This window comes from Streptomyces viridiviolaceus, from assembly GCF_014650995.1.
Lineage (GTDB): Bacteria > Actinomycetota > Actinomycetes > Streptomycetales > Streptomycetaceae > Streptomyces > Streptomyces viridiviolaceus.
Window position 1 is genome coordinate 68103 of the sequence record NZ_BMWA01000011.1, and the last position, 15910, is coordinate 84012.

General features: G+C 72.9%; 8 protein-coding genes. 6 read left to right on the top strand and 2 right to left on the bottom strand.

The genetic code is table 11. The annotated features are described in order from the left end of the window. Positions 1 to 12: 12 nt before the first annotated feature. Complete coding sequence (locus IE260_RS17495) at positions 13 to 2760, bottom strand: lysylphosphatidylglycerol synthase transmembrane domain-containing protein (RefSeq protein WP_189872860.1); 2748 nt, start codon at positions 2758 to 2760, stop codon at positions 13 to 15. 185 nt (positions 2761 to 2945) lie between these two features. On the opposite strand from IE260_RS17495, the gene IE260_RS17500 reads away from it, so the two are divergent. From IE260_RS17500 to nudC, 5 genes are all read left to right on the top strand, one after another. Then, complete coding sequence (locus IE260_RS17500; protein WP_229880846.1) at positions 2946 to 3332, top strand: MGMT family protein; 387 nt, start codon at positions 2946 to 2948, stop codon at positions 3330 to 3332. 263 nt (positions 3333 to 3595) lie between these two features. After that, on the top strand, positions 3596 to 6949 hold the full coding sequence (locus tag IE260_RS17505) for an ATP-dependent helicase (protein WP_189872864.1): 3354 nt from the start codon (positions 3596 to 3598) through the stop codon (positions 6947 to 6949). A gap of 129 nt (positions 6950 to 7078) precedes the next feature. Further along, on the top strand, positions 7079 to 10630 hold the full coding sequence (locus tag IE260_RS17510; protein ID WP_189872866.1) for an ATP-dependent helicase: 3552 nt from the start codon (positions 7079 to 7081) through the stop codon (positions 10628 to 10630). A gap of 10 nt (positions 10631 to 10640) precedes the next feature. Then, positions 10641 to 12044 (top strand): dipeptidase, encoded by a 1404-nt coding sequence (locus tag IE260_RS17515; RefSeq protein WP_189872868.1) that lies wholly within the window; start codon positions 10641 to 10643, stop codon positions 12042 to 12044. 158 nt (positions 12045 to 12202) lie between these two features. Beyond that, positions 12203 to 13147, top strand: a complete 945-nt coding sequence (gene nudC / locus IE260_RS17520; protein ID WP_189872870.1) for an NAD(+) diphosphatase — start codon at positions 12203 to 12205, stop codon at positions 13145 to 13147. 71 nt (positions 13148 to 13218) lie between these two features. Here the strand turns inward: nudC and IE260_RS17525 are convergent, their stop codons facing one another. Continuing rightward, the gene (locus IE260_RS17525; RefSeq protein WP_189872872.1) at positions 13219 to 13461 is read right to left on the bottom strand and encodes a mycoredoxin; all 243 of its coding nucleotides are present in this window, start codon (positions 13459 to 13461) and stop codon (positions 13219 to 13221) included. A gap of 205 nt (positions 13462 to 13666) precedes the next feature. Here IE260_RS17525 and IE260_RS17530 point away from each other — a divergent pair, with 205 nt between their 5' ends. Then, on the top strand, positions 13667 to 15868 hold the full coding sequence (locus IE260_RS17530) for an ATP-dependent DNA helicase UvrD2 (RefSeq protein ID WP_189872874.1): 2202 nt from the start codon (positions 13667 to 13669) through the stop codon (positions 15866 to 15868). Positions 15869 to 15910: the final 42 nt, after the last annotated feature.

Genomic DNA, 15910 nt, shown 5'->3' on the forward strand with positions numbered 1-15910 from the left:
GCCGGAGCCGGGCTAGAGCGCCTCTTTCCTCGACAGGTGGTTGAAGGCCAGCCAGCCCGGCAGCACGGGCAGCCACAGGGTGAGCAGCCGGAACAGCAGCACCGCCGGTGCGGCGACCTCCTTGGGGAGGCCGACGGCGATCAGACCGAGCGTCAGGGTGGCCTCCACCGCGCCCACGCCGCCCGGCGTCGGCGCCGCCGACCCCAGCGCGTTGCCCGCGAGGAAGACGACGGCGACGCTGGCGAGGCTGATCGACGTCGACTCGTCGCCGAACGCGCGGATCGAGGCGTCCAGGCACATCACGAAGCAGGCCGTGAGCAGCAGCATGCCGCCGATGCCGGTGACCAGCTTCTGCGGCCGCTGCAGCACGTCCAGCATGCGCGGCACGACGCCCGCGAAAAGCGACCGCACGCGCGTGACGACGAATTTCCGGAGGAACGGCACCGACGTCACCACGAGCACGAGCACCGCCACGGTCAGCAGACCCGCGATGACCGTCCGGGACGGGGACAGCGACGGCGTCTTCTCGGTACCGGTCAGATAGCCGAAGGACAGCAGCATCAGGATGTGGCAGCCGAGCCCGAACAGCTGCGACGCGCCGACACTCGCCACCGCGAGCCCCGGCCGTACGCCCGCGCGCTGCAGGAAGCGTGTGTTCAGGGCGACGCCGCCGACCGCCGCGGGAGCGATGATCTTCACGAACGACCCGGCGACCTGCGCGGCCACGGTCCGCAGGAACGGCACCCGCTCGGGCACGAACCCCAGCAGGGCCATCGCCGCCGCCACGTAGCTCGCCGCCGAGAACAGCACCGCCGCGGCGACCCAGCCCCACTCGGCGTTGGCGATCAGTGGTCCGAACTCGATGTGGGTGAGCTGGGTCAGCAGGAAGTACGCGCCGATCGCGCCCGCGATGAAGCTGATCAGCGTGCGCGGACGGACCCGCTCCAGGCGGGCCGGCTCGACCGGGGCCTGCGGCCTGATCAGCAGCACCTGGTGCCGGATCTGTGTGAGCAGGTCTTCTTCGCGGGCCTCGTCCAGCGCCTCGTCCAGGGCCCGCTTCTCGGCCCGCTGCTCCGCCCGCACGGCCTTCTTGTCGGGCTTGTCGAGTACGACCCCCGGTTCCTCCCCGGCGGCCTCCAGGCGGCTCTGCTTGGCCTGCCGGGACGCCTCCAGGACCGCGTCGCGCTCGCGCTGGGCCCGTTCCCGGGCCAGCTTGCGCAGGGTCGCGCGCGTGGAGCGGCTGAGCGCGATGGGCTGGAGCATCGGCAGGCAGTCGGCCACGGCGTCGGGGCCCAGCACGTTCACCGCCGAGGCCACCGCGCGTTCGGCGCCCACCCTCAGGCCGAGCGTGACCAGGAGCTGCGAGATGTCCATGCGCAGCAGCAGGTCGCCGGCGGCGATCTCGCCGATGCGCAGTTCGGTGAGGATCACCGTGCCGGAGCGATCCACCAGGATCGCGTCGCCCACCAGCCTGCGGTGCGCGATGCGCCGGGACTGCAGGGCCCGGACCTGTTCCCAGGTGCCGCGCAGCAGGTCGTCGGTGATCTCCTCGTCCGGCAGCGAGTCGAGGGTGCGCCCGCCGGTGTGCTCGTAGACGAGCATCACGGCGTCGGGACCCAGTTCGGACGTCGCGATCAGCTTGGGCGCGTTGGCTCCGGCCGCGATCGCCGCGTAGGCGAGCAGTGCCTCCTGCTCCAGTGCCTGGCGCAGCGACTGCAGGCTGCTGCGGGTGGCGAAGCCGCGCAGTGTCAGATTGCGGTACGCCCGGTAGAAGAAGCCCTGCGCCTGCTGTTCCCGGTCCACCACCGTCACGTCCAGCGGCGGGCCGTCCTCCAGCGTGACGAAGTAGCGCCGCCCCCGGTCACCGGTCTCGGAGGTGTCCGAGGAGGCGTCCTCGCGCGAGGCCGTCACCGGGCGGAAGCCGACGGTCCTGAGGCCCGCCATCAGTGTCCGTCCGGTGGGGCGGACGTTGGGCGAGCCGACCGCGTACAGGGTGCCGTACGCCACGGACCAGCCGATCAGGACCGTCAGGATGATCGAGAACGGCGTCGTGTAGCCGGTGACGAGCATCGAGAAGGCGTCGAGGAGCAGCACGATCCACAGCACCGCGCGCCAGCGGGGCCTGCGGGACATGCCGACGGCCGTCATGTACGCGATGACCGGCGCCAGGTAGCCGTGCACCGGGTCGGTGAGGGCGTGGATGTCGCCCGGCGAGGGCTGGGTGAGCGCCTCCTGGATGGAGCCCGGGGCCGCCTTGGCGACCCACAGGTCGGTGGCGAGGGTCACCCCGTGCGCGAGGACCGCGGCGAGCACGCCGTCGGCGATCCGCAGCCCGTCCCGTTTGATCAGGCGCTCGATCGCGAAGGCGACCGGCACCAGGAGGATCGCGATGCTGGACGCCAGACCCGCGATCTTGATCAGCAGATCGGGTGCCTGTCCGGTGCCCTTGGTGATGTCCTGTTCGAGCCCCGAGGTGGTGCCGTGCGCGAAGGCCGCGATGGCGAGCAGTACGCCGACGGCGAGCACGCCCACGGCGAGCCGCATGAGGTCGGACGGCCGGTGCACGCGCGCGGGGAGCAGCGGTTCGTCGCCCTCCACCTCGTCGATGTGCGCCACGTCGGCGTGGTCCGCGGCCGTCGCCGGCCTGCCTCCTGCAGCCCGCTCGGAGCCCTTCTCGGCGCCCTCGTCAGCGGTGCCCGGGCGTGACGAAGCGTCAGGGGTGCCCTCGGCGTCGTCGGGGTGCACACCCTGCTGCTTCATCGCCTCTTCTTGCTCTCGTATCACTGGTCACCGCCCGCACGATGGTGGCATGCCGTACCGACACTCGGGGGCATCAGGGTGCCCGTGCGGGCCGCACAGTCTGCCGGAAGCGGCGCCCGTGGGCGAGGGCCGCGCACCGCCGTTAGCGCGTCGCACTGTCGGTGGGGTGGGGCAGGATGGGGCGGATGAGCGAGCACAGCCTTCCCGACGACGCCCGCCCGGAGCAGGCGGACGCACTTCCGGAGTACGCCGAGCGGGTCCTGGAGGTCACCGAGCTCATCCCGCCGGGGCGCGTCATGACGTACGGCGACGTCGCGGAGTGGCTGGACGAGGGCGGTCCCCGGCAGGTCGGCCGGGTGATGTCCCTCTACGGGGGCGGCGTTCCGTGGTGGCGCGTCGTGCGCGCGGACGGCGTCCTGCTCGCCGGCCACGAACTGGAGGCGCTCGGCCACTACCGGGCGGAGGGCACGCCTCTGAAGGAGGCGAGCAGGGCCGCGGAGGGCCATCTGCCGCGCCTCGACCTGAAGCGGGCGCGGTGGGACGGCGGTGAACGCGCGCAGGGTCACACCTGACAGCTTCCGCCATCGGACGTACCGAGGTGTGACGTTTGATCCTGATGAGGGAAATCGGGCACATCGGGCACACCCGTGGCATGACGTACGTTCGAGGGTCGGGAGACGTCTGTGCCGCCAGCGATCCGAGGGAAGAAGGGGAAGGCCTGCTTCCGCCTCATCCCTCGGCGTAGCGTCGGCTGCGCGCGTCCCCCTCATCCCACGACCACCGTCCCCGCGGGGCGGGCGACCCACCAGCACACCCACCAGGACCGGCGAACCACGTGAGCTCCTCTTCCTCCACCAGGCGTCCGTCGCACCCGCAGGTGCGACGGGGGGACCGTGGCGCTTACCGACTGGTCCGTACCCCGCCGGCACCCGTCGATCCCCCTCGTCTGGACGCAGCCCAGCGTGCCGTGGTTGACCACGGCACCGGCCCCCTGCTCGTCCTCGCGGGGCCCGGCACCGGAAAGACCACCACGCTCGTGGAGTCCGTGGCGGACCGGATCGCCAGGGGCGGCGACCCGGAACGGATCCTGGTGCTCACCTTCAGCCGCAAGGCTGGCGTCGAACTGCGCGACCGGATGGCACGGCGCATCGGGGCCGCGCGCGCTCCCCGGGCGACCACCTTCCACTCGTTCGGTTACGCCCTCGTCCGCGCCCACCAGGACAGCGACCTGTTCGTGGAGCCGCTGCGCCTGCTCTCCGGCCCGGAACAGGACGTGACCGTGCGCGAGCTGCTCGCCGGTCAGGCGGAGCTGGAGCGGCTCGGCCTGGCGCACGTGCGCTGGCCCGACGAACTGCGCGCCTGCCTGACCACCCGCGGGTTCGCCGACGAGGTCCGCGCGGTCCTCGCCCGCAGCCGGGAGCTGGGCCTCGGCCCGGACGCACTGGAGGCGTTCGCCCGGCGCATCGGCCGCCCCGACTGGCGGGCCGCCGCCGTCTTCCTCGCCGAGTACCTGGACGTACTCGACCTGCAGGGCGTGCTCGACTACGCGGAACTCGTCCACCGCGCCGTGCTCCTCGCCCGCCGCCCGGAGGTCGCCGCGCACCTGGCCGCGCAGTACGACGCCGTGTACGTCGACGAGTACCAGGACACCGATCCGGCCCAGGTACGGCTGCTGCACGCCCTGGCAGGCGGTGGCCGCACCCTCGTCGCCTTCGGGGACCCCGACCAGTCGATCTACGCCTTCCGGGGCGCGGACGTCAACGGCATCCTGGAGTTCCCGTACGCCTTCCCGCGCGCGGACGGCCGCCCGGCGCCCGTCGAGGTCCTGCGCACCTCCCGCCGTTCCGGGACCGCCCTGCTGGCGGCCACCCGGCTGCTGACCCAGCGCATGCCGCTGACCCGGCTCCCCGCCGACAAGGTGCGCGCCCACCGTGATCTCGTCCCCGTACGCGGCGGGGGCCGCGTCGAGGTGTACACCTACCCGACGCCCGGCACCGAGCTGGACAACATCGCCGACATCCTGCGCCGGGCGCACCTGGAGGACGGTGTTCCGTGGAGCGAGATGGCCGTCCTGGTGCGCGCGGGCTCCCGCACCATCCCGACGGTCCGCCGCGCCCTCACCGCCGCCGGCGTCCCGCTCGACATCGACGGCGACGACCTGCCCCTGCGCCACGAACCGGCGGTGGCACCGCTGCTGACGGCGCTGCGTGCGGTGGCGAGGGCGGAGGCGTCCAGCCGCACCGGGGGAGCGGGGTCCGCGGACCAGCCGGATTCCGCCGAGGCCCCGGGCGCACCGCCGGACGCCTGCTGGCTGGACACCGAGACCGCGCTGACCCTCCTCACCTCACCGCTCGGCGGCATGGACGCCGCCGACCTGCGCCGCCTCGGCCGCGCCCTGCGCGAGGAGGAGCGCGCCGCCGGCAACCCGTTGCCGCCGCCCTCGGACGAACTGCTCGCACGTGCCCTGGCCGAGCCGGAGCGGCTGGCGGTGCACGACCCCGCGTACGCGCGCGGTGCCCAGCGGCTCGGCGCCCTGCTCCGCAAGGCCCGGGAACGTCTCGCGCGCGGCGGCAGCGCCGAGGAGGCCCTGTGGGACCTGTGGGACGGCACGCCGTGGCCCGCGCGCCTGGAGCGGTCCGCCCGGCGCGGCGGTGCGGCCGGACGCAACGCCGACCGTGATCTCGACGCCGTGTGCGCGCTCTTCACGACCGCCGCCCGTGCCGAGGAGCGCACCGGCGGCAGCGGCACCCTGAACTTCCTCGAGGAGATCGAGGCCGAGGACATCGCCGCCGACACCCTCACGCGGCGTGCCGTACGCCCCGAGGCGGTGCGTCTGATGACCGCGCACCGAGCCAAGGGACTGGAGTGGCGCCTGGTCGTCGTCGCGGGCGTCCAGGAGGGCCTGTGGCCGGACCTGCGCCGCCGAGGCTCCCTGCTGGAGGCCGACCGGATCGGCCGTGACGGACTCGCCGAGCCCCTCACGCCCGGAGCGCTGCTCGCCGAGGAACGCCGCCTCTTCTACGTGGCCGCCACGCGCGCGCGTGAACGGCTCGTCGTGACCGCGGTGAAGGCACCGGCCGACGACGGCGACCAGCCCTCGCGGTTCCTGTCGGAACTCGGTGTCGAACCCGGCGACGTCACGGGCCGCCCGCGCCGCCCGCTGTCCGTCGCGGCCCTGGTCGCCGAGCTGCGCGCCACGACGGTCGACCCGCGTGTCTCCGACACCCTGAGGGAGGCCGCCGCCCAGCGGCTGGCCCGTCTCGCCGCCCTCGTCGACGAGGACGGCCGCCCGCTGGTGCCCTCGGCCCACCCGTACCGCTGGTGGGGCATGTGGGACCCGACCGAGAGCAAGGTGCCGCTGCGCGACCGCGACCACCCCGTCACCCTCTCCGGCAGCGCCCTCGACCAGCTCGCCAACACGTGCGCCCTGCAGTGGTTCCTGGGCCGGGAGGTGAAGGCCGACGCGCCCGCCACCGTCGCCCAGGGCTTCGGCAACGTCGTGCACGTCCTCGCCGACGAGGTCGCCTCCGGGCACACCCCGGCCGATCTCGACGTCCTCATGGAACGCCTGGACTCGGTGTGGAACGCGCTCGCCTTCGACGCGCCGTGGAAGTCGGCGCAGGAGAAGGCCAACGCGCGCGTCGCGCTCGAACGGTTCCTGAAGTGGCACGTCATGGACCGTGCCGGGCGCACGCCGGTGGCGAGCGAGCACGACTTCGACGTGACCTTGGAGGCGGGCGACTACGAGGTGCGCATCCGCGGCCAGATGGACCGCGTCGAGGCCGACGGTGACGGCCGCGCCTACGTCGTCGACTTCAAGACCGGCAAGCAGGCGCCCAGTGCGGCCGAGGTGGCCCGCCATCCCCAGCTCGCCGTCTACCAGCTCGCCGTCCGCGAGGGTGCCGTCGACGACGCGTTCGGCGGACAGCGCCCCGAACCGGGCGGTGCGGAGCTCGTCCAGCTCCGTCAGGGCGCGGCCAAGCGGGACGGCGGCGAGACACTGCCGAAGGTCCAGGCACAGGACGCCATCGAGGGGGCGGCGGGGGAGTGGGTCGGCGAACTGCTGGCCACGGCCGCCGGCAAGGTCCTCGACGAACGGTTCACCCCGACCGCGGGCCAGCACTGCACGCACTGCGCGTTCCGCGCGTCGTGCAGCGCGCGGCCCGAGGGGCGGCACGTCGTGGAGTGAGCTACGGCACGTCGTGGTCCGAGGAAGTCTGGTGTGATGAGCCGCACCACACGTGCTGACCTGCGCTTATGTGGGGCCTGAAGGGCAACCCGGCATCGGCTGTCAGTGGCCGCCGCTAGCCTCTCTGACGTGCCCGCCCGTATCACCGATCCCGATCAGCTCAAGGAGCTCCTCGGGATCCCGTTCACCCCGGAGCAGACGGCCTGCATCATCGCGCCGCCCGCCCCGCAGGTGATCGTGGCCGGAGCGGGGTCGGGCAAGACGACGGTGATGGCGGCCCGCGTCGTGTGGCTGGTCGGCACCGGCCAGGTCGCCCCCGAGCAGGTGCTCGGCCTCACCTTCACCAACAAGGCCGCCGGGGAACTGGCCGAACGGGTCCGCAAAGCACTGATCAAGGCCGGCGTCACCGACCCGGACGTGATCGACCCGGACAACCCGCCGGGCGAGCCGGTGATCTCCACGTACCACGCCTTCGCGGGCCGCCTGCTGACCGACCACGGCCTGCGCCTCGGGCTGGAACCGACCTCCCGGCTGCTCGCCGACGCGACCCGCTACCAGCTCGCCGCGCGGGTCCTGCGCGAGGCCCCGGGCCCCTACCCTGCGCTCACCCGCTCCTTCGCCGACCTGGTCAGCGACCTCCTCGCCCTCGACGCCGAGCTCGCCGAGCACCTCGTACGGCCCGAGGAACTGCGCACCTGGGACGCCGGCCTCCTGCTGTCCCTGCAGAGCGTCAAGCTCACCAACGCCGAACTGCGCAAGGTCCCGGAGGCCGCCGCCGCCCGCCGGGAACTTGCCGACCTGGTGATCCGCTACCGGGCCGCCAAGCGCGAACGCGATCTGCTCGACTTCGGCGACCAGATCGCCCTGTCCGCACAGCTCGCCGGACTCCCCGAGGTCGGCCGCGTCCTGCGCGACGAGTTCCGCGTCGTCCTGCTCGACGAGTACCAGGACACCTCGGTGGCCCAGCGCATCCTCCTGGCGGGCCTGTTCGGCGACGGCACCGGCCACCCCGTGACCGCGGTCGGCGACCCCTGCCAGGCGATCTACGGCTGGCGCGGCGCCTCCGTCGCCAACCTCGACGACTTCCCCGAACACTTCGCCCACGCCGACGGCCGCCCCGCCACCCGCCAGGCGCTCAGCGAGAACCGGCGCAGCGGCGGGCGCCTCCTGGACCTCGCCAACGGCCTCGCCGAGCCCCTGCGCGCCATGCACGCGGGCGTGGAGGCCCTCCGACCCGCCCCCGGCGCCGAACGCGACGGCACGGTCCGCTGCGCCCTGCTGCGCACCCACGCCGAGGAGATCGAGTGGGTCGCCGACTCCGTCGCCCACCTGGTCCGTACCGGCAAGGCTCCCGGTGAGATCGCCGTCCTGTGCCGCACGGCCACCGACTTCGCCGAGATCCAGGGCGCGCTGGTGGCCCGGGACGTCCCCGTGGAGGTGGTGGGCCTCTCGGGGCTGCTGCACCTGCCCGAGGTGGCCGACCTGGTCGCCGTCTGCGAGGTCCTCCAGGACCCCGGAGCCAACGCCTCCCTGGTCCGCCTGCTCACCGGCCCGCGCTGGCGGATCGGCCCGCGCGACCTCGCCCTCCTGGGCAGGCGTGCCCGGCTCCTCGTGACGCACGCGCGCGTGGACGGCAACGACGATCCGGACCGACGGCTCGCGGAGGCCGTCGAGGGAGTCGACCCGTCCGAGGTGATATCGCTCGCGGACGCACTGGACACCTTCCTGGAGACCCCGCTCGACGGCACCGGGGACGACGACGGGCTGCCGTTCTCCCCGGACGCGCGCGTGCGGTTCGCGCGCCTGGCCACCGAACTGCGCGAACTGCGCCGCTCGCTGTCCGACCCGCTCATGGACGTCCTGCACCGCGTCCTCGCCGTCACCGGCCTGGAGGTCGAGCTGTCGGCGTCCCCGCACGCCCTGGCCGCTCGCCGCCGCGAGACCCTGTCGAACTTCCTCGACATCGCGGCCTCCTTCGCCGCGAGCGACGGCGAGGCCACCCTGCTCGCCTTCCTCGGTTTCCTGCGCACCGCCGCGCAGTACGAGAAGGGCCTCGACAACGCCCTCCCGGGCGGCGAGAACACCGTCAAGGTGCTCACCGCGCACAAGTCCAAGGGCCTGGAGTGGGACGTCGTGGCCGTCCCCGGGCTGGTCAACGGCACCTTCCCCAGTGCCCAGGGCCGCGAGAAGTGGACCGCCCAGGGCAAGGTGCTGCCGCACGGACTGCGCGGAGACGCCGACACCCTGCCCGACGTCCACTCCTGGGACTCCCGGGGCCTGAAGGCCTTCCACGAGGCGATGAAGGACCACCAGCACACCGAGGAACTCCGCCTCGGCTACGTCACCTTCACCCGCCCCCGCTCCCTGCTGCTGGGCTCTGGCCACTGGTGGGGGCCAAGCCAGAAGAAGCCCCGCGGGCCGTCCGACTTCCTCACGGCCCTGTACGAGCACTGCGCCGCCGGACACGGCGAGATCGAGGCATGGGCGGACGAACCCGCCGAGGACGAGGAGAACCCGGCCCTGCTGCGGGCCACCGCCGACCGGGCATGGCCGCTGCCCCTGGACGACGACGCCCTCGCCCGGCGCAGGGCAGCCGCCGAGACGGTCCTCGCCCACCTGGAGAACCTCGCCTCCCCGGAGGAGGGCCGCCCCGGCGCCGCACCCGAACCGGACACCTACGACGACCCGGACTGGCCGCCGCCACCGGAGGACGACGAGGCGTTCCCCGCAGCACCCGAGGCGGAGGAAGCGGACCCGGCCGACTGGGACTCCTGGACCACGGACCGTCCGGCGACCGCCCCGGTCTCCGCCGGCCCGGACCGCCCGACCGTCCCCCGCCAGGCGACGGCTCCGGGGCGGTTCGACGGCCCCGACCTCCCACGTCCCCACCCCGAGGACCCCGAGCCGGACCAGGACCACCCGAACCTCCGGGAACCGGCCCCGAGCCGCCTCACTCCGGAAGAGGCCCGCACCGTCGCCTCCTGGGACCGCGACCTCGACGCCCTCACCGGCGAGCTGCTGCGTGCCCGCCAGAGCGTCACCGAGGTGCACCTCCCGGCGTCGCTGACCGCCTCGCAGCTGCTGCGTCTGGCCGCCGATCCGGACGGCTTCGCCCAGGAGCTGGCCCGCCCCATGCCCCGCCCGCCCCAGCCCGCCGCCCGACGCGGCACCCGTTTCCACGCCTGGATCGAGGCACGCTTCGAAGAGCTGACGCTGCCCATGCTGGGACCGGAGGACCTGCCCGGCAGCGAGGCCGAGATCGCCGACGAACGCGACCTGCAGTTCCTCAAGGACGCCTTCGAACGCACCGAGTACGCGCACCGCACCCCGTACCGCGTCGAGGCGCCCTTCCAGCTCACGCTCGCCGGCCGCGTCGTACGAGGCCGCATCGACGCCGTCTACAAGGAGGGCGACGGGAGCACCGCGACATACGAGATCGTCGACTGGAAGACCCACCGCTCCGGCACGGCCGACCCGCTCCAGCTCGCGGTGTACCGCCTCGCCTGGGCCGAGCAGCAGCACGTACCGCTGGAGTCGGTGACGGCCTCCTTCCTGTACGTACGCAGCGGCGAGGTCGTACGGCCCGTCGGCCTCCCCGACCGCGCCGCGCTGGAGCGCCTGCTGCTGGACGGGACCTACGGTGACGAACCGCACGATCAGGGGGTCCGTACGGGCCGATAGGCTCGTGAGCATGAGCCAGACCCCGGACAGCGCCGTCCGTACGTACATCGAGCACCACCGCACAGCCTTCCTCGACGACCTCGCCGAGTGGCTGCGCATCCCGTCCGTGTCGGCCCAGCCCGACCACGCGACCGACGTACGCCGCAGCGCCGACTGGCTCGCCGCCAAGCTGACGGAGACGGGCTTCACGACCGCCGAGGTCTGGCAGACGCCGGGCGCCCCGGCGGTCTTCGCCGAGTGGCCCTCCGGGGATCCCGAGGCGCCGACCGTCCTCGTCTACGGCCACCACGACGTGCAGCCCGCCGCCCGTGAGGACGGCTGGAACAGCGATCCCTTCGAGCCCGTCGTCCGGGAGAACCGGCTCTACGCGCGCGGGGCCGCCGACGACAAGGGCCAGGTGTTCTTCCACACACTCGGCGTCCGCGCCCACCTCGCCGCCACCGGCCGCACCGCCCCGGCCGTCAACCTCAAGCTGCTGATCGAGGGCGAGGAGGAATCCGGCTCCCCGCACTTCCGCGCCCTGGTCGAGGAGCGCGCCGAGCGCCTCAGCGCCGACGCCGTGATCGTCTCCGACACCGGCATGTGGTCCGAGGACACCCCTACCGTGTGCACCGGCATGCGCGGCCTCGCCGAATGCGAGATCCGGCTGTACGGCCCGGACCAGGACATCCACTCCGGATCCTTCGGCGGCGCGGTGCCCAACCCGGCCACGGCCGCCGCCCGCCTCGTCGCCGCCCTGCACGACGAGCACTCACGCGTGGCGGTCCCCGGTTTCTACGACGGCGTGATCGAACTCACCGAACGCGAACGCGACCTCTTCGCCGAGCTGCCCTTCGACGAGCAGCAGTGGCTGCGCACGGCCAAGTCGTACGCCGCTCACGGCGAAGCCGGCCACACCACCCTGGAACGCATCTGGGCCCGCCCCACCGCCGAGGTCAACGGCATCGGCGGCGGCTACCAGGGCCCGGGCAGCAAGACGATCATCCCGTCCTCCGCCATGGTGAAGCTCTCCTTCCGCCTGGTCGCGGGCCAGGACCCCGACCACATCGAGAAGGCCGTCCGCGCCTGGGCCGCCGAGCAGGTGCCCGCCGGGATCCGCTGCGAGATCGCCTTCGGCGCGGCCACGCGCCCCTGCCTGACCCCCTTGGACCATCCGGCGCTGCAGTCCGTGGTGCGCGCCATGGGGCGCGCCTTCGAGAAGCCGGTCCGCTTCACCCGCGAGGGCGGCTCCGGACCCGCCGCCGACCTTCAGGAGGTCCTCGGCGCACCTGTGCTCTTCCTGGGCATCTCCGTCCCCTCCGACGGCTGGCACGCCCCCGACGAGAAGGTCGAGCTCGACCTGCTCCTCAAGGGTGTCGAAACCTCCGCCTACCTGTGGGGCGATCTGGCGGAGCACTGGCGCCATGCGCCCTGAGCGCTCCGCACCGTACGGACCGGCGATCCGGGCACGGCACACTGATAGGGCCGCCCCGCACCGCCGAGCCCTCCCGGACCCGGTCGCCACCCGCCGTACGACCCGCTGAACCGCCCGACGAACCACAAACCGCTGCACCGGGGGAGTTGGAAGCACCCGTGACCACCTGGACCGACCACATCGCCGACCGACCCATCTCGCTCACCGCCCCGAGCGGCATCGACCGTGCCGCGCACCACCGGCTCGACGAGGCCTGGCTCGCCGCGGCGTGGAGCCACCCCTCGACGCGCTGCTTCGTGGTCTCCGGCGGTCAGGTCCTCATCGACGAGACACCGGACGGAGACACCGAACTCGTCATGACGCCCTCGTTCGAGGCCCCACTGACCGAAGCGCACCGGTACTTCCTGGGCACCGACGGGGACGGCGTCAGCTACTTCGCCCTCCAGAAGGACTCCCTGCCCGGTCGCATGGACCAGTCGGCGCGCCCGGCGGGCCTGCGCGAGGCCGGTCTGCTCCTGTCGCCCAGGGACGCGGGACTGATGGCGCACGCGGTCGCCCTGGAGAACTGGCAGCGCCTGCACCGCTTCTGCTCCCGCTGCGGGGAGCGCACCGTCATCGCGGCGGCCGGCCACATCCGCCGCTGCCCCGCCTGCGGTGCCGAGCACTACCCGCGGACCGACCCCGCGGTGATCATGTCCGTCACCGACGAGGACGACCGCATCCTGCTCGGCCGCCAGGTCCACTGGCCCGAGGGCCGCTTCTCGACGCTCGCCGGCTTCGTGGAGCCCGGCGAGTCCATCGAACAGTCGGTGCGCCGCGAGGTCTACGAGGAGGTCGGCATCACCGTCGGTCCGGTCGAGTACATCGCGAGCCAGCCCTGGCCCTTCCCGTCGAGTCTCATGCTGGGCTTCACGGCCCGCGCCACCTCGACCGACATCACCGTCGACGGTGACGAGATCCACGAGGCCCGCTGGTTCTCCCGCGACGAACTGGACGCCGCCTTCGAGTCCGGCGAGGTGCTCCCGCCCTACGGCATCTCGATCGCGGCCCGCCTGATCGAGCTCTGGTACGGCAAGCCGCTGCCGACGCGCAGCTTCGTCTGAGGCACGACAGAGGGGTGGTTCCTCCCGATCCGGAAGGAACCACCCCTCTACTGCATGACGAACCGTTCCGCCTAGGCGCCGATCTTCTGCTTGACCTGGGCCAGCGACGGGTTCGTCAGCGTCGAGCCGTCCTGGAAGAGCACGGTCGGGACCGTCTGGTTTCCGCCATTCGCCTTCTCCACGAACGCGGCGGACTCCGGGTCCTGCTCGATGTTGATCTCGGTGTACGCGATGCCCTCGCGGTCCATCTGGCTCTTCAGCCGACGGCAGTAGCCGCACCACGTGGTGCTGTACATCGTCACAGTGCCCGGCATGTCTCTCGCGCTCCTTCGGCGGCTCGGGGGAAGTGTGCTCGCAGGGGGTGAACGTACTTGAAAGCGCCACCATTCCCGCGGGCGGTGCCGAAGCCCCGGCCGCCGGACGCCCGCAACCGTGATGCCTGTCGCATTGATACGACTATCGGTGCGTGCCTGTGGACAACCGGCTCACCCGTCTCGGCCGACCTGGCAGCATGGCTGTGTGACAGCAGCAACGCACTCCACCCTCTTCCCGCAGGTACCGGACTCTGCCGACGCGGTGCTCGAAGGGCTCGACCCCGAGCAGCGCGAGGTGGCCACCGCCCTGCGCGGTCCGGTGTGCGTGCTGGCGGGTGCCGGTACGGGCAAGACCCGGGCGATCACCCACCGCATCGCCTACGGGGTGCGCGCCGGGATCCTCCAGCCCTCCAGCGTGCTCGCCGTCACCTTCACCAACCGCGCCGCCGGGGAGATGCGCGGCCGGCTGCGCCAGCTCGGCGCCGCCGGCGTGCAGGCTCGCACGTTCCACTCGGCGGCACTGCGCCAGCTCCAGTATTTCTGGCCGAAAGCGATCGGTGGCTCACTGCCCCGGCTCGTCGACCGCAAGATCCAGCTCGTCGCCGATGCCGCCGCGGCCTGCCGTGTCCGCCTCGACCGCGGCGAGCTGCGCGACGTCACCGCCGAGATCGAGTGGTCCAAGGTCACCCAGACCGTCCCCGCCGACTATGCCCTCGCGGTGGCCAAGGCCGGCCGTGAGGCCCCCCGCGACCCGGCGGAGATCGCCCAGCTGTACTCCGCCTACGAGGACCTCAAGCGCGGACGCGGCGTCATCGACTTCGAGGACGTGCTGCTGCTGACGGTGGCGGTCCTGCAGGACCGCCAGGACGTCGCCGAGCAGGTCCGCGCCCAGTACCAGCACTTCGTGGTGGACGAGTACCAGGACGTCAGCCCGCTCCAGCAGCGGCTGCTGGAACTGTGGCTCGGTGACCGCGACGACCTGTGCGTGGTCGGCGACGCCAGTCAGACGATCTACTCGTTCACGGGAGCAACCCCCGACCATCTGCTCGACTTCCGTGTCCGTCACCCCGGCGCCACGGTCGTCAAGCTGGTCCGTGACTACCGCTCCACCCCGCAGGTCGTCCACCTCGCCAACGGCCTGCTCGCCCAGGCCCGGGGCCGGGCCGCCGACCACCGCCTCGAACTGGTCTCCCAGCGCCCCCCGGGCCCCGAGCCCGTCTACACCGAGTACACCGACGAGCCCGCCGAGGCCGAAGGCGCCGCCCGCCGCATCCGCGAGCTCATGGACGCGGGTGTCCCGGCCGCCGAGATCGCGATCCTGTTCCGCACGAACTCGCAGTCCGAGACCTACGAACAGGCCCTGGCCGACGCCGGCGTGCCCTACCAGCTGCGCGGTGCCGAGCGCTTCTTCGACCGCCCCGAGGTCCGCAAGGCCGGCAGCGCCCTGCGGGCCGCGGCCCGCTTCGGCGGCAACGACTCCCTCCTCGACGACGCCGTCGACCTGCCCTCCCAGGTTCGGGCCGTGCTGTCGGGGGAGGGCTGGACACCGCAGCCCCCGGCCGGGTCCGGCGCCGTCCGGGAACGCTGGGAGTCGCTGGCCGCCCTGGTGAACCTCGCCCAGGACTTCGCCGCCGCCAGAGCGGGCGCCACCCTGGGCGACCTCGTCGCGGAGCTCGACGAGCGGGCGAATGCGCAACACGCCCCGACCGTGCAGGGCGTCACGCTCGCCTCCCTGCACTCGGCCAAGGGCCTGGAGTGGGACGCCGTCTTCCTGGTGGGCGTCGCCGAGGGCATGATGCCGATCACCTACGCAAAGACCGACGAGCAGATCGAGGAGGAGCGACGCCTCCTCTACGTGGGCGTCACCCGCGCGCGCGAACGCCTGCACCTTTCCTGGGCACTGGCCCGCTCGCCCGGCGGGCGCCCGAACCGCCGGCCCAGTCGCTTCCTCCAGGGACTGCGCCCGGGTTCCGCCGCTTCCGGTGGCCGCCCGGCCGCAGGTGGCGCCGGCGGCGTGGAGCGCGGCTTCAGAAGCGGCGCCGTAGTGGACGCGGCCCCCCGGCGTGTCCCACGGACCCCGGCCCGCTGCCGGGTCTGCGGCCGCACCCTCACGGACGCCGGCGAGATGAAGCTGATGCGCTGCGAGGACTGTCCCTCGGACATGGACGAGGGTGTCTACGAGCGGTTGCGTGAGTGGCGCGCGGTCCAGGCGGGGCGCAGCGGACAGCCCGCCTTCTGCGTCTTCACCGACAAGACGCTGATGGCGATCGCCGAGTCCGTCCCGGAGGACGAGCGCGAGCTGGCGCGGATCCCAGGGGTCGGAGCGCGCAAGCTCAACCGCTACGGAGCCGACGTGCTGGCCATCTGCGCAGGCCAGGACATCGCCGGGGTTGACGAGGAGGGCTGAAGCAAACTCGTCGAAAAAATAGTTTGCGCATGCCCCAGGAAT

Excerpts from the sequence above, each read along its gene's own strand:
- IE260_RS17495 (WP_189872860.1), bottom strand. The coding sequence starts at position 2,760 with ATGAAGCAGCAGGGTGTGCACCCCGACGACGCCGAGGGCACCCCTGAC.
- IE260_RS17500 (WP_229880846.1), top strand. The coding sequence starts at position 2,946 with ATGAGCGAGCACAGCCTTCCCGACGACGCCCGCCCGGAGCAGGCGGAC.
- IE260_RS17515 (WP_189872868.1), top strand. The coding sequence starts at position 10,641 with ATGAGCCAGACCCCGGACAGCGCCGTCCGTACGTACATCGAGCACCAC.
- IE260_RS17525 (WP_189872872.1), bottom strand. The coding sequence starts at position 13,461 with ATGCCGGGCACTGTGACGATGTACAGCACCACGTGGTGCGGCTACTGC.